The sequence below is a fragment of the Streptomyces sp. NPDC017246 genome (assembly GCF_044331325.1).
In the GTDB taxonomy this organism is placed as follows: domain Bacteria; phylum Actinomycetota; class Actinomycetes; order Streptomycetales; family Streptomycetaceae; genus Streptomyces.
On record NZ_JBIRMW010000010.1, the window covers coordinates 243486 to 257571 of the forward strand.

A 14086-nucleotide genomic window follows, 5' to 3' on the forward strand; every position below is an offset into this window, starting at 1 on the left:
CGGTCCTCAGCCGTCCGTGAGGACGACCGCCGACGCGCCGGGGAGCCGCAGGACCCCGTCCGCCGCCGGGGTCTCGACCGGCTCCCAGGCCGCCAGGACCTTGTCCCGGCCGTTGGAGCCGAGCGGGATCACGGCCGGCTCCTCGCCCAGGTTGACGGCCACCCGCAGCACCCCGCGCCGGAAGACCAGCCAGCGTGCCTCCTCGTCGAAGGCCACCTTCACCCCCGCCAGGTCCGGGTCCGTCAGGTCCGGCAGGGTGCGGCGCAGCGCGATGAGCTGCCGGTGCCAGGCGAGCAGCCGCTTGTGCGGGTCCCGCTCGCGTTCGGCCCGGTCGAGGACGGACCGGTCGCGGGTGGCCGCCTCCTGCGGGTCGGGGACCTCGTTCTCGTCCCAGCCGTGCTCCGCGAACTCCCGCCGCCTGCCGCGCCGTACGGCCTCGGCGAGCTCCGGGTCGGTGTGGTCGGTGAAGTACTGCCAGGGCGTGGTGGCGCCCCACTCCTCGCCCATGAAGAGCATCGGCACCGAGGGCCCGGTCAGCACCAGGGTCGCCGCGCAGGCCAGCAGACCGGGGGAGAGGGAGGCCGAGAGGCGGTCCCCCAGGGCCCGGTTGCCGATCTGGTCGTGGGTCTGGGCGTAGCCGAGGAAGCGGTGGGCGGGGGTGCGCTCCCGGTCCACGGGCCGCCCGTGCCGGCGTCCGCGGAAGGCCGAGTACGTGCCGTCGTGGAAGAAGACGTGGGTGAGCGTCTTGGCGAGGGCGGCCATCGGGGCGCGGGCGAAGTCCGCGTAGTAGCCCTGGGACTCACCGGTGAGGGCGGTGTGCAGGGAGTGGTGGAAGTCGTCGTTCCACTGGGCGTGGACCCCGAGCCCGCCGAGCGCGCGCGGGGTGGTGGTGCGGGGGTCGGCGAGATCGGACTCGGCGATCAGGAAGTGCGGGCGGCTCTGCTCCCTCGCCAGTTCGTCGACGGCCGCCGACAGCTCCTCCAGGAAGGTCAGCGCCCGGGTGTCGGCGAGCGCGTGCACGGCGTCGAGCCGCAGCCCGTCGATCCGGTAGTCCCGCAGCCAGGCGAGCGCACTGCCCCGGAAGTACGCCCGGACCTCGTCCGAGCCGGGCGCGTCCAGGTTCACCGCCGCGCCCCACGGCGTGTGGTGGGTCTCCGTGAAGTAGGGGCCGAAGAAGGGGAGATGGTTGCCGTCGGGCCCCAGGTGGTTGTGCACCACGTCCAGGACCACGCCCATGCCGAGTCCGTGCGCCGTGTCCACGAACCGCTTCAGCGCCTCGGGGCCGCCGTACGGCTCGTGCACCGCCCAGGGCGCCACCCCGTCGTACCCCCAGCCCCGCACCCCGGGGAACGGGCACAGCGGCATCAGCTCCACATGGGTGATGCCGAGGCCCGCCAGGTCGCCGAGCCGCGCGGCCGCCGCGTCGAGGGTCCCCTCCGGGGTGAAGGTGCCGAGGTGCAGCTCGTACAGGACCCCGCCGCGCAGCCGCAGCCGCGGGGAGTCGTGCAGCCAGGAGTACGCGGAGTGGTCGACGACCGCGCTCAGCCCGTCGGGCCCGTCGGGCTGCCGGCGGGAGCGCGGGTCGGGCAGCAGGGGCCCGCCGTCCAGCGAGAAGCCGTAGCGGTCGCCGTCCTCGGCGGGCACGACCCCCGTCCACCAGCCGTCCCGCTCCGCGTCCCGTTCCAGGGGATGCCCGGAGCCGTTCAGCTCCAGCGTCACGCGGTCACGGGCGTTCGGCGCCCACACCTCGAAGAGCACGGGAATCCCCTCGTCGACGGACCAGTCACTCAGCGAATCAACGCATGACTACCGTGCCCATCCTGGCAGTCAGGACACCGCCGCGCCCGGCGCGTCCCACACGTAGTTGATCGCGCGCTCGAAGGTGATGTAGCCCGTACGGGCGAAGGAGGCCGCCATCGGCACGTTCCCCAGGTCCGTCGCGGCCCGGATGCGGGGCACGTCGTGGGCGGCCAGGATCCGCGTCCCCTCGGCCAGGACGTCGTCGATGTAGCCGTGGCCGCGGTGGGCGGGCAGCACGCCGATGTACGCGATCGTGTGGTGGTAGTTGTTGCGCGCGGGGATGACGAAGCCGACCGGCTCGCCGCTCTCCGGCAGCTGGGCCACCCGCCACCACTCCTGCGGCGAGGAGTAGTGCGCGAACTCCTCGTCGTAGTGCAGCTCGGCGGCCTCCCGCGCCGAGAGGCCGGAGGCCAGGTCGGCCTGCCCGTGCGCGTCGAGGGTGCCCTCCATGACCGGCGTCATCAGGGTGACCAGGTCCTCCCGGTCCCGCACCGGGCGGAACTCCAGACGGCCCTTCGGCTCAGGTACGGGGGTGCCGGACCGCCACTCCAGGCGCAGCCGCTCGACGAGCGGACGGGCTCCCGCCGCCACCAGGACGCCGAAGACGGACTCCAGGAGCGACCGGGTCTCCGGCACCTCGCGCCAGTCGGCCGGCATGAAGCGGCCGAACTCCGGGCGCTGCGTGCCCGCCGGGATCACGGCGGCCGTGGCGGTCTCCAGGAGCCGCAGGCCGATCTCGGAGCGTTCCTCGGGCGAAAGCGCGGGGTCGAGGTCGAAGAAGTCGAGGGCCTGCGGGGCGCCGCCGGCCGTGTTGGTCCACCAGGCGATCCGGCCGAGGAGCCGGTCGCCGTCGAGCGCGACCCACATCCACTCGGGGACGCGGCGGCCGGTGGAGAGGTCGTCGGCGAGCTCGTGGTCGAGCGAGTAGGTGAGGCGGAGGAACAGGTCGAGTTCCTCGGGTCCGGCGAGCGGACGTATGACGAGGCCGTGCGCGGCGGCGGTGGTGCCGGTGGTGCTGGGCGTGCTGGTGGTGCTGGTGGTGCTCGAAGAAGACGTGGTCACGTCGTGTTTCCCCCTGGGGATCCGTGCTGTGGAGACGGCAGACCGTAGCAGGCGTGCTCGTACGAGCGGCACCGACTTTCGGCGGCCGGGGGCCCTTCTGGACACTGCGGCCCCGGCGGACGGACAATCACCTTTGTGACGACCCCTTTCGAGCTTCCGGCGAACACCCCTCGGCTGACCGACGCCGAGCGGGACCGCGCGCTGGGGCTGCTCCGTGAGGGCGCCGCCCAGGGCCGCCTCTCGCACGACACGTTCGTCTACCGGATGGAGCGCGCGCTCCAGGCCCGGCGCTCGGACGAACTCGCCCTGCTCACCGCCGACCTGAGGACCGAGGGCACCTGGACCCGCCGGGTGGTGGGCGCGGTCGAGCGGATGTCCGCCTTCACGGCCAGGCTGGGGCGCGCCTGGTCCGCGGAGCGGCTGCCGAAGCTGCTGATGCCCCTGCCGGGCCCGCACCCGCTGCGGATCGGCCGCGACCCGGTCAACGGCCTCCGGCTCAGCCACGAGACGGCCTCCCGGCTGCACGCCGAACTGTCGATGCAGAGCGGGATGTGGGTCCTGCGCGACCTCGGCTCGACGAACGGCACGACCGTCAACGGCCGGCGGGTCACGGGTGCGGTGGTCGTGCGGCCGGGGGACGTCGTCGGCTTCGGCCAGATGACGTTCCGGCTCTCGCACGGGTAGGCACCGCCCGGAAGGCCCGAGCGACCCGGCCGTCCACGCTCTCGGCACGCGGCGGAACGACGCACCCATGAGGCCGTGGGCCGCTACGAGGCCGAGCCGGCACGCTTCGCCGCACTCCGAGCCGTCCACGGTCCCACCGTCCCCGACGGCGCCGCCACCGCCGGCCCGCGGCTCGCCCGGCTGTTCCACGACCTGGACACCGCGGAACAACGCACCTGGGCCTGGCCCCTGCCCGGCGGGGAGGCCGCGTGGCGCCGTGTTCGCCGCGAGGTGACCGCCGGCCGGGACTGGCCCCGCGTCTGAGCCCCGCTGATCCTTGAGCACCTCCCGCGACGCGGTGACGTCCCCTTGACCGCCCCGGCGGTGTTCACTCGTTCGGCGGTATGCGGCGGGCGGTGCGGCAGAGGCGGTGATGGGCTGTGGGGACGCGCGCCACGATCTCCGGCCGCGGCACCCACCGCCGATCGACAGGGGGCGCGATGAGCGACGAGCCGAACCGCGAGCCGGGCCGAGGCATAGGGAACGACCGGCCGGAGGTGCCGCCCGGGGACCCCTGGACGCGACTGCCGTCCATGGCACCGGCGACGCCCATGGCCGACGGAGAGGCCGGCGCCCTTCTCCGGGCCGGTCTCGCGGCGCCCGCGCCGGGCCGGGGGCGGACCGCGCCCGATCCGGCCGCCACGGGACGCACCGGACCCGCGGGGCCCTCCGCGGCCCTCGCGCCCCGGGCCAGGACCGTCGCGCCGAGCCCCCTCGACCCCGGCGCCTCCCGCGACCCGCACGGGATCCACCGGACCCTGCGCGAGGAGTTCCCGCTCACCTACGACCCGCTGCTGAGGTCCTGGGTGCTCAGCAGGTTCGCGGACGTGGCCACCGCGCTCACCGACAGCCGCTTCACGCACGGGCACCGGCCCGGTGACCCGCCGTGCGTACGGGCCCATGTCGACGTCGACATGGGCGCCCTGCGCTCGGTCACCGAGCGCACCGCGTACGTCCTGGCCCGCCGGATCGCCGAGCGCCCGCAGGCCGACCTGGTCGCGGACTTCTGCCACTGGCTGCCGGCCGGCACGGTCGCCGCCGCCGTCGGCGTGCCCTACCGCGACATGATGCGGCTCGTGCGGGGCCGGGCCGCCGGGGCGCTGGCCGGGGAGTGCGGCGGCCAGATCGCCGTACGGGAGAAGGCCCTGGCCTCCTTCCTCGGCAACGTCCTCTCGGACCCGGACCGGGTCGCCGCCCTCCGCGACGCCCCGGCCGGTCTCGTCGCCCGTGCCTGGACCGAGTCGCTGCGCCGGGACCCGCCGGTGCAGATCGCCGTGCGCCGTACCAGTGCCGAGGTGCCGGTCAGCGGCGGCGTCGTCCCCGCGGGCGCGCCCGTCGCCCTGCTCCTCGGTTCGGCGGGCCGGGACCCGGAGCGCTTCCGCGAGCCCGACCGCTTCGACCCGCTCCGCGACGACCCGGGCCAGCTCACGTACGGCGACGGCTTCTGCCCCGCCGTGCTCCTGGCGGGCCTGGAAGCCGAGTACGCCCTGCGGGCCCTGTTCGCGGCGATGCCCCGGCTCCGTCTGGCCGACGGCTTCCGTCCGGTGTGGGCCGGCCTCATCACGAGGGCGCCGCGGAGCCTGATCGTCCGTCCCGGTGGCTGATCCCGGGGCGGGGCGGGTGCGTCCCGGCCGCTGCTAGGGTGACGTGCGCTCGTCAAAGAGCGCCTTAACCAGTACCACTTTCAACGGGGATTCAAACGTGAAGATGCGTCATGTCCGCGCGATCGCTGTCTTCGGCATCGCGGTCGTCGCCCTGACCGGTGCCCGCGGCTCGCACGGCGGCAGCTGCGGCGGCAGCAGCGGCTCCGGCAGCTCCAGCAGCAACCACAACAGCGACAACGACAGCACCTCCGGCGGCACTTCCGGCGGCTCCCTCGGCGGCTCCAGCAGCGCCGACAAGGCGATCCGCGACGTGACCATCAACGAGTGCAAGTACGACGCGGCGACCAAGAACCTCGTCGCCCGGATCACCGTCAAGAACGACGGCGCGCTCGACTACGACTACAGCGTCACCATGAACTTCAAGGGCGACGCGAGCGGCACCGCGATTCCGGCGACCGCCACCAAGACCGCCATCGCGGTCGCGGCGGGTGCCTCGGCGAGCGCCGAACTCACCACCTCCTACCCCGGATCCGGCGACGGCTCCGAGTACACCAAGTGCGAGGTCTCGCGAGCCTCCCGCTCCTGACGACCGGTCGGAGCAGCACGGGACGCCCCCCGGGGGGCGTCCCGTTCTTCGTGTCCTCGCGCTTCGTGCCCTCGCGGAGTTCCGACGCCTCACTCCATCCGCGCGAGCAGCGCCACCGGCCGCTCCGCGAACAGTTCCGCCAGTTTCAGTTCCGTCGCCGGGCCACCCGTGAACTCCCGTACCCCGTCCAGGACATCGGCCCAGCGGCCCTCCGGCAGGACCAGCTCCGTGTCCTGCCAGCCACCGGCCTCCCAGAGGCGCAGGGGCAGCCGGGTCACGGCGGTGATCACCCGGTCGGCGCGGCTGAAGGCCAGGCAGTGGGCGGCGGTCGGTCCCTCGGCCGTCAGCGGGGTGTACGTCCCCCGGCCGCCGAAGGCCGCAGGGCGTTCGCGGCGCAGGCGCAGGGCCGCGCGGACCAGTGCCGTGTGGTCGTCGTCCTCGCCGATCGCGAACAGGGCCCGGTTGTCCGGGTCGACCAGCGCCCGGTACTCCCGCTCCGTGTTCTGGTACAGCTCCGGCACCCCCGGCATCGTCAGCTGCGCGAGGAGCGCGCCCAGCGCGTGCGCCCGGATGTGCGGCTCCAGGGCGAAGGCCGCCTCCGAGGCCGACCGGAGCGGGATCCGGCCGGGCCCGGCCGCCGCGAACTCGGCCACCGCCCGCTCGTACTCCGGGTCGGGCTCCGTCCAGCTGGTCCGCAGCCCCGCTTCCCGTACGGACTTGAGGATCGCGGGGCCGAGCCGGTCCGGGTCCGGGGCGCCGAAACCGAAGGCGGTCTGCCAGGCCGTCCACGCCACGTGCGGATCGGGCGCCGGGACCCCCGCCACCTCCGCGAGGAGCTCCGCCCACACCTGCGGGCACTGGGAGAGGACCGCGATGGCGGCCCGGACATCGGCGCTGCGCTTGGTGTCGTGCGTGGACAGGACGGTGCCGGTGCCCGGCCAGTCCCGCGAGATCCGCAGGCAGTACGCGTGGAACTCGTCCACCGGCACCGCCGGGCGGCCCGCGTCCCCGCCGACCTCGTTCGCCGAGAGCAGCGGTGTGTAGCGGTAGAAGGCCGTGTCCTCCACGGACTTGGCCCGAAGCGCCGACGAGGTCTGCGCGAACCGCGTCCGGAACGCCCGGTGTTCCGGTCCGTCGCCGAGTACTCCGAGCGCGAGATCCCGTACGAGGTCGACCGCGGCGGCCTCCTCCGGCACCGCGAAGGCCGCCTTCGCGCCGCGCGCCGCCTCCGGGGTCAGTACCGCCTCGCCGCCGCTCCGGTAGGGGCGGTAGACCGGCACCCGGACCAGGAGTTCGCGGATCGCGGTGCGCAGCGCCCAGGGCGCGTGGTCCCGCAGCGCGGGGTCGGCGGCGCAGATCCGCTCCGCGATCCGGGTCAGGACGGCCGTCTCGGCGGCCAGGTCGTGACCGACCACCTCGTACGCGGCGCGCCGCTCGGTCGCCTCCCAACGGCCGCCCCTGTCCCCGGCCCTGCTCACGAACTCGCGGTAGACGTCCGCGAGTTCGTCGGCTCCGACCGGGTCGGTGAACACCCCGTCGACATGGTGCAGGGCGTCGTACCCGGTGGTCCCGGCGACCGGCCAGGCGGTGGGCAGGACCTCCGGCCCCGTGAGGATCTTCTCGACCACCGTCCAGCAGCGCCCGCCGGTCGCCGCCGCCAGATCCTCCAGGTAGCCCTGCGGGTCCGCGAGCCCGTCCGGGTGGTCGATCCGCAGCCCCTCGACCACCCCGTCCCCGACCAGCTCGACGATCTTCGCGTGGGTGGCCGCGAACACCTCGGGGTCCTCCACCCGCACACCGATGAGATCCGAGATGGTGAAGAAGCGGCGGTAGTTGAGCTCGGTGCGGGCCAGTCGCCACCAGCCGAGCCGGTACGACTGGGCGTCGAGCAGCTCGTCGAGCGGCAGCCCCTCCGTGCCGGGCCGCAGCGGGAACTCCTGACCGTCCAGGTGCAGCGCCCCGCCGGAGACCCGCAGCCGGTCCCGTACCTCCGGAAGCCGGGCGGGCAGCACCGGCAGGAGCAGCCGGCCGTCCCCGGCGGACCGGTCGACGTCGAACCAGCGGGCGTACGGCGATCCGGGGCCGTCGCGGAGTACGGCGCGCAGCGCGTGGTTGTGCCGCGGCGAGGCCGCCATGTGGTTCGGCACCAGGTCGACGACGAGGCCGATCCCGTGCGCCCGCGCGGTCGCGGCGAGGGCCCGCAGTCCTTCCTCGCCGCCGAGTTCGGCCCGTACGGACCGGTGGTCGGTGACGTCGTACCCATGGGCCGAGCCGGGGACCGCCTCCAGGACGGGGGAGAGATGGAGGTGCGAGATCCCGAGCCCCGCGAGATGCGGCACGGCCCGCTCGGCCGCCGCGAAGGGGAACTCCGGCCGGAGCTGGAGCCGGTAGGTGGCGGTGGGAAGGACGGCTGCGGGACCGGACGGGAGGGAGGTCATGCGAACGTACGTACCCCGCGCGAGGGCTTCTGTGTCATCGCCCCATGCACCCGTTCGTGTGCATCGCGTTACGTTCGGCCGATGCTCCGCATGTATCGCGACACGTTCTCCCTGCTCGGCCCGGCCCTGCCGGTCGTCTCCTTCCTCGGCCGGCTGCCCACCGCCATGTGCCAGCTCGGCAGCCTGCTCCTGGTCGCCGAGACGAGCGGCTCCCTCACCACGGCCGGGCTCACGGGCGGTGCGCTCGCGGCGGGGCAGACCGTCGCCGGGCCGGTCGTCGGCCGGCTCGCCGACCGGCACGGCCAGCGCGGGGTCGTCCTCGTGGCCTCCCTCGCCAACGCTGTCGCCGTCGCCGCCCTGGTCCTCGCCGCACTCGACGGGGCACCCCCCGGCCCGCTGATGGTCCTCGCCGCGCTCGCCGGGGCCACCGTCCCCCAGATCGGCCCGCTCGCCAGGACCCGCTCGGTGGCCCTCGCCCGCCGCTCCGGCGCGGACGACCGGACGGTCGGCACGGTGCTCTCCTTCGAGGGCACCCTCGACGAGGTGTCCTTCGTCCTCGGCCCGGCACTGGTCGGCCTCGCCGCCGCGCTCGCCCACCCCGCGGCCGCGCTCCTCCTGGCGGCCCTGCTGCTCGCCGGCTGCGGCACCGCGTTCGCGCTCCACCCGACCGCCCGGACCACCGCCCCGGGGCCGTCCGGCTCCACCCGATCGGGTGCCGCCGAACGGACGCGACTGCCGGGTCCGGCGTACGTCCTGCGGGGCACGATGGTGCTCCAGGGCGCGATGTTCGGCGCCTCGCAGGCGGGGATCACCGCCCTCACCGAGGAGCTCGGCGTGCCCGCCCAGGCCGGGCTCGTCTACGCGGCGATGGGGGTGATGAGCGCCGCCGTCGGTCTCTCCATGGCGGCCCTGCCCGCCCGGATCGGGCTGACGACCCGCTGGCGCACGGCGACCCTCGCGCTCGTCGTCCTCTCCGTGCCGCTGCTGTCCGTCGGCTCGCTCGGCGCGCTCTACGCGGTCGTGGCCGTCCTCGGCGCCGCGTACGCCCCGCATCTCATCACCGTGTTCGGGCTCACCGAGCGGACCGTGCCGGCCACCCGGCTCGCCGAGTCCATGGCCTTCCTCACCAGCGGGATCGTCGGCGGCCAGGCCCTCGCCCTGGCCGTCTCCGGCCGGCTCGCCGAAGGCCACGGCGCCCCCGCCGCCTTCGCGGTGGCGGTGGGGGCGGCCGTGGCCTGCGCGCTGCTGTCCTGGACGGTACGGGCGACGCCCGTACCGTCCGAGGTGAAGGAAGGCGCTCCGGAGGACCCCGCCGTCAGGCGGGCCTCCGCAGAACCGTCAGGCTGAGCGGCGCGAGGGTCACCCGCTCGCCGCCCGCGAGCTCAGGACCCTCCTGCGGCGGCATGCCCTCCGGGTCCGAGGTGTCCACCACCGTGCGCCAGCAGGCCCCGTGACTGTCGGGGACCGAGAACTCCAGCTCCTTCGCCGAGGCGTTGAACATCAGCAGGAAGGAGTCGTCGGCGATCCGCTCACCCTGGGTGCCCGGCTCGGAGATGGCGTTGCCGTTGAGGAAGACGGTCAGCGCCTGGGCGTGCGCCGCCTGCCAGTCGCGGGCCGTCATCTCCTCGCCCTCCGGGGTGAACCAGGCGATGTCGGTGAGCTCGTCGTGGGTGCCCTCCACCGGCCGCCCGTGGAAGAAGCGGCGGCGGCGGAAGACCGGGTGGTCCCGGCGCAGCCGCACCATCGCCCGGGTGAAGCGGAGCAGGGTGGCCTCCGCCTCGCTGTTCTCCTTCGGCCAGCGCACCCAGGACACCTCGTTGTCCTGGCAGTAGGCGTTGTTGTTGCCGCCCTGGGTGCGCCCGAACTCGTCGCCGTGGCTGAGCATCGGCACGCCCTGGGACAGCATCAGGGTGGCGAGGAAGTTACGGGTCTGGCGGGCGCGCAGCTCGGCGATGCCGACGTCCTCGGTCTCGCCCTCCGTGCCGCAGTTCCACGAGCGGTTGTGGCTCTCGCCGTCCCGGCTGCCCTCGCCGTTCGCCTCGTTGTGCTTCTCGTTGTACGAGACGAGGTCCCGCAGCGTGAAACCGTCGTGGCAGGTCACGAAGTTGACCGAGGCGAGCGGTCGCCGCCCGTCGTCCTGGTACAGGTCGGAGGAGCCGGTCAGCCGGGAGGCGAACTCGGCGAGGGTACGCGGCTCGCCGCGCCACAGGTCCCGCACGCAGTCCCGGTACTTGCCGTTCCACTCGGTCCACAGCGGCGGGAAGTTGCCCACCTGGTAGCCGCCCTCGCCCACGTCCCAGGGTTCGGCGATGAGCTTCACCTGGCTCACCACCGGGTCCTGCTGCACCAGGTCGAAGAACGAGGACAGCCGGTCCACCTCGTGGAACTGGCGGGCCAGGGTGGCCGCCAGATCGAAGCGGAAGCCGTCCACGTGCATCTCGGTCACCCAGTACCGCAGGCTGTCCATGATGAGCTGGAGCACGTGCGGGGAACGCATGAGCAGCGAGTTCCCGGTGCCCGTGGTGTCCATGTAGTAGCGGGGGTCGTCCGCGAGCCGGTAGTACGAGGGATTGTCCAGGCCCCGCATGGAGAGGGTCGGACCGAGGTGGTTGCCCTCGGCGGTGTGGTTGTAGACCACGTCGAGGATGACCTCGATGCCCGCCTGGTGCAGCGCCCGGACCGCCGACTTGAACTCCAGGACCTGCTGGCCCCGGTCGCCCCAGGACGCGTAGGCGTTGTGCGGGGCGAAGAAGCCGATGGTGTTGTAGCCCCAGTAGTTGGAGAGCCCCGCGTCGGCCAGGCGGTGGTCGTTCACGAACTGGTGGACGGGCATCAGTTCGAGGGCCGTCACGCCGAGCTCCTTCAGGTGCCCGATCACCGACGGGTGCGCGAGCCCCGCGTACGTCCCGCGCAGCTCCTCCGGAAGGTCCGGGTGGAGCATGGTCAGGCCCTTCACATGGGCCTCGTAGATCACCGTGTGGTGGTACTCGGTGCGCGGCCGCCGGTCGTCGCCCCAGTCGAAGTACGGATTGACCACGACCGAGGTCATCGTGTGCGGGCCCGAGTCGAGGTCGTTGCGCGCGTCCGGCTTCCCGAAGGGATAGCCGTACACCGCCTCGCCCCACTTGACCTGCCCCGACACCGCGCGAGCGTAGGGGTCGAGGAGCAGCTTCGCCGCGTTGCAGCGGAGCCCGCGCTCCGGGGCGTACGGGCCGTGCACCCGGAACCCGTACCGCTGACCGGGCATCACGCCCGGCAGATAGGCGTGCCGCACGAAGGCGTCGGTCTCGCGCAGCTCCACCGCCGTCTCCGAGCCGTCGTCATGGAGCAGACACAGCTCGATCCTGTGGGCGGCCTCCGAGAAGACCGCGAAGTTGGTTCCCGCACCGTCATAGGTGGCGCCCAAGGGGTACGCCTGTCCCGGCCAGACCTGCATGGATACGACTCTTCCTCTTCTGTCCGGGTTTTGTAGGTGTTCCTCGGCCAGATCCTGCCCGAAATTGGGGCAACCTCCTAGGACTTCGCCCCGTCCTACCGGGTGACCGCAGACCAAGAGGGGGAAAGAGGGGGAAGTGTGTACGAAATAGCGCGCCGCCACCTGGGGAAGGTGGTGGCCGGAGCGGCCATGGCGGTGACGGGAACCGCCGTCGCGGTCGCGATCGGCCTGCCGGGGGTATCGGCGGGTGAAGCCGTGCCCAGGCCGGCGGGCGGTACCGCCCTCGGCGGTGCGGCCGCCGCGGGCGGAGGAGGCGGGGAGGCGGACGCCGTCGGCGCGGCGGGGTCCGGAACCGCGACGGGGGCCGGGGGCACCGCGCCCCCGCCGGCGACCGTGGCCCCCGTGGCCGCGGAGGGGGACAGGGGCGTGGGCAGCGACCCGCTCACCGACGGCGAGCTCTCCCGGGCCGAGACGCTGGCGCTGACCCCGCCCGGCGCCGCCGCCCAGCAGAACGTCGAGGGCGGCCGGGGACCCCAGCACCTGGGCACCGACCTCGCCGACCCGCTGCACGGGGACAGGACGCGCCGCGCCGAGGTCCGCTTCTACGACTACGGGCGTGACGAGCTCATCACCCGGACGGTCAACCTCGACACGGGGAAGGTCGAGAAGTCCGTCTCGCAGCGGGGGGTCCAGCCCTCCGCCCACCCCGAGGAACTGCGCGAGGCCCTGGAGCTGATCCTGGCGAGCCCGCTCGGCAAGGGCGTCAAGGAGGACTACAAGGACGCCACCGGCAAGGCGCTCACCTCCACCGACCAGTTGTGGTTCAACGGCGACCTCTACCGCACCTACCGCGAGGCCGACGTCCCCGCGCAGCTGACCCGTTGCGGGGAGCACCGGTGCGTCCGGCTGGTCACCAAGGTCCTCAACGGGGCCTGGATCGACACCCGGAACCTGATCGTCGACCTCTCCGCGAGGACCGTCACCCGCGTCGGCTGACCACCGCCGCCACCGGTCCTTCCCGCCGCATCTCCGTACGAGGGAGTACGTCCCCATGTCCACCCAGCGAAACCGGCGCACCCGCGGGCGGGGCGCCGTCCTGACCGCGGCCGCCCTGCTCGGCACCGCCACGGCCGCCGCCGGACCCGTCGCCGGTGCCACCGCCGCCCCGTCCGCGCCCCGGCCGCCCGGCCCGACCCGCCCCGCCGGCCCGGCCGAAGCCGACTGCTCCACCGCCTACCGCATCACCCAGAAGCTCGACGGCGGCGCCGTCTGGCGCATGTGCTGGCGCTACGACACCGCCGCCGGGCTCACCCTCGACCGCGTGACCTACCAGCCGCCCGGCGCCACCGCGCCCATCAAGGTCCTCGCCAGCGCCCGGCTCGCCCAGATCCACGTGCCGTACGACGACGGCGTCGCCGAGTACGACGACCTCACCGGCGCCGGCTTCGGCTGGGGCCTGCAGAACCTCAAGCCGGCCGAGTGCCCCGGCGGCACCCTCACCACCGTCAAGGTGCCCGAGGTCGGCCAGATCAAGGGTCTGTGCACCACCACGCGGGCGCGCGGCCACGCGTACCGCATGGCCAGCGACGGCGGCACCAAGGTCTGGCAGGCCCAGGCCAAGGACATGCTCGTCTACACCGTCAACAAGGTCGGCTGGTACGAGTACATCTCCGAGTGGCGGTTCTCCGCCGACGGCACCATCGGCGCCAACGTCGGTGCCACCGGCAGCCTCTCGCCCGTCGACTACAACGCCACCGACGGCCGCGGCTGGCCCATCGGCAAGGGCTCCCGCGCCTACGCCACCAGCCACGCCCACAACGTCTTCTGGAAGCTCGACTTCGGTCTCGACGGCTCCACCAAGGACCGGATCGAGCAGTTCGACTCCACCGTCACCGCGCCTCCCGCGAGCGGCGGCGGACCGACCGTGAAGACCACGCGCACCGTCGTCACCAAGGAGCTCGCCGGAGACGCCAGGAACATGCGCTGGTGGCGGGTGGTCAGCGGCACCGGCAAGAACGCCGACGGCCACGCCCGCTCGTACGAGATCGTCCCCGGCCACACCGACACCCACGCCGGGCGCGGATTCACCAAGCACGACGTCTACTTCACCCAGGCGCGGGCCTGTGAGAAGTTCGCGAGCAACAACATCGGCAGCTGCGCGCCCAACGCCGGTGACAGCGTGGACAAATGGGTCAACGGGGAAACTCTGACCAAACCGTCCGTCTGGGTCAACATAGGGTTCCACCACATCGCCCGGGACGAGGACCAGCAGCCGATGCCGGTCCACTGGCAGGGCTTCCAGCTCGCCCCCAGGGACGTAACCGCTATGAATCCGCTCACTCCGGCCGATCTCGCCTCCCAGAACGGGCAGCCGGATCTGGGGAGTTGAACAAGGAGCCTGACGATCCTGCTGCACCGCCTCCCGCTCCCGGAGTAC

Annotated in this window: 11 protein-coding genes; 7 read left to right on the forward strand and 4 right to left on the reverse strand. The window is 73.5% G+C overall.

Annotated features, from left to right (window positions below):
* Positions 1-6: 6 nt before the first annotated feature.
* Together treZ and ACH4MY_RS23940 are read right to left on the reverse strand one after the other, a co-directional pair.
* Positions 7-1758: a malto-oligosyltrehalose trehalohydrolase gene (gene treZ / locus ACH4MY_RS23935; protein WP_398005762.1), complete on the reverse strand. Its 1752-nt coding sequence runs from the start codon at positions 1756-1758 to the stop codon at positions 7-9.
* 69 nt (positions 1759-1827) lie between these two features.
* Entirely contained in the window at positions 1828-2778 is a 951-nt protein-coding gene (locus ACH4MY_RS23940; RefSeq protein WP_398005834.1) for a GNAT family N-acetyltransferase, read from the reverse strand.
* A gap of 219 nt (positions 2779-2997) precedes the next feature.
* Here ACH4MY_RS23940 and ACH4MY_RS23945 point away from each other — a divergent pair, with 219 nt between their 5' ends.
* From ACH4MY_RS23945 to ACH4MY_RS23960, 4 genes are all read left to right on the forward strand, one after another.
* Entirely contained in the window at positions 2998-3546 is a 549-nt protein-coding gene (locus ACH4MY_RS23945) for an FHA domain-containing protein (protein WP_398005763.1), read from the forward strand.
* Between the two features lie 75 nt (positions 3547-3621).
* Complete coding sequence (locus ACH4MY_RS23950) at positions 3622-3849, forward strand: hypothetical protein (protein ID WP_398005764.1); 228 nt, start codon at positions 3622-3624, stop codon at positions 3847-3849.
* A 176-nt stretch (positions 3850-4025) separates the two neighbouring features.
* Positions 4026-5189, forward strand: coding sequence for a cytochrome P450 (locus ACH4MY_RS23955; protein WP_398005765.1), 1164 nt, complete (start codon positions 4026-4028; stop codon positions 5187-5189).
* 103 nt (positions 5190-5292) lie between these two features.
* The gene (locus ACH4MY_RS23960) at positions 5293-5775 is read left to right on the forward strand and encodes a hypothetical protein (protein WP_398005835.1); all 483 of its coding nucleotides are present in this window, start codon (positions 5293-5295) and stop codon (positions 5773-5775) included.
* Between the two features lie 89 nt (positions 5776-5864).
* Here ACH4MY_RS23960 and treY read toward each other — a convergent pair whose 3' ends face one another.
* Positions 5865-8213, reverse strand: coding sequence for a malto-oligosyltrehalose synthase (treY, locus tag ACH4MY_RS23965; protein WP_398005766.1), 2349 nt, complete (start codon positions 8211-8213; stop codon positions 5865-5867).
* 90 nt (positions 8214-8303) lie between these two features.
* Here treY and ACH4MY_RS23970 point away from each other — a divergent pair, with 90 nt between their 5' ends.
* Positions 8304-9560, forward strand: a complete 1257-nt coding sequence (locus ACH4MY_RS23970; RefSeq protein WP_398005836.1) for an MFS transporter — start codon at positions 8304-8306, stop codon at positions 9558-9560.
* Here the strand turns inward: ACH4MY_RS23970 and glgX are convergent.
* Positions 9529-11649: a glycogen debranching protein GlgX gene (gene glgX, locus ACH4MY_RS23975; RefSeq protein WP_398005767.1), complete on the reverse strand. Its 2121-nt coding sequence runs from the start codon at positions 11647-11649 to the stop codon at positions 9529-9531. The two genes, ACH4MY_RS23970 and glgX, sit on opposite strands and share 32 nt — an antisense overlap.
* A gap of 138 nt (positions 11650-11787) precedes the next feature.
* On the opposite strand from glgX, the gene ACH4MY_RS23980 reads away from it, so the two are divergent.
* Positions 11788-12645, forward strand: coding sequence for a Tat pathway signal sequence domain protein (locus ACH4MY_RS23980; RefSeq protein ID WP_398005768.1), 858 nt, complete (start codon positions 11788-11790; stop codon positions 12643-12645).
* 55 nt (positions 12646-12700) lie between these two features.
* Entirely contained in the window at positions 12701-14038 is a 1338-nt protein-coding gene (locus tag ACH4MY_RS23985) for a copper amine oxidase (protein ID WP_398005769.1), read from the forward strand.
* The last annotated feature ends 48 nt before the right edge of the window (positions 14039-14086 follow it).

Coding starts and splice junctions, on each gene's coding strand:
- ACH4MY_RS23985 (WP_398005769.1), top strand. CDS start 12,701: ATGTCCACCCAGCGAAACCGGCGCACCCGCGGGCGGGGCGCCGTCCTG.
- glgX (WP_398005767.1), bottom strand. CDS start 11,649: ATGCAGGTCTGGCCGGGACAGGCGTACCCCTTGGGCGCCACCTATGAC.
- ACH4MY_RS23970 (WP_398005836.1), top strand. CDS start 8,304: ATGTATCGCGACACGTTCTCCCTGCTCGGCCCGGCCCTGCCGGTCGTC.
- treY (WP_398005766.1), bottom strand. CDS start 8,213: ATGACCTCCCTCCCGTCCGGTCCCGCAGCCGTCCTTCCCACCGCCACC.
- ACH4MY_RS23960 (WP_398005835.1), top strand. CDS start 5,293: ATGCGTCATGTCCGCGCGATCGCTGTCTTCGGCATCGCGGTCGTCGCC.
- ACH4MY_RS23955 (WP_398005765.1), top strand. CDS start 4,026: ATGAGCGACGAGCCGAACCGCGAGCCGGGCCGAGGCATAGGGAACGAC.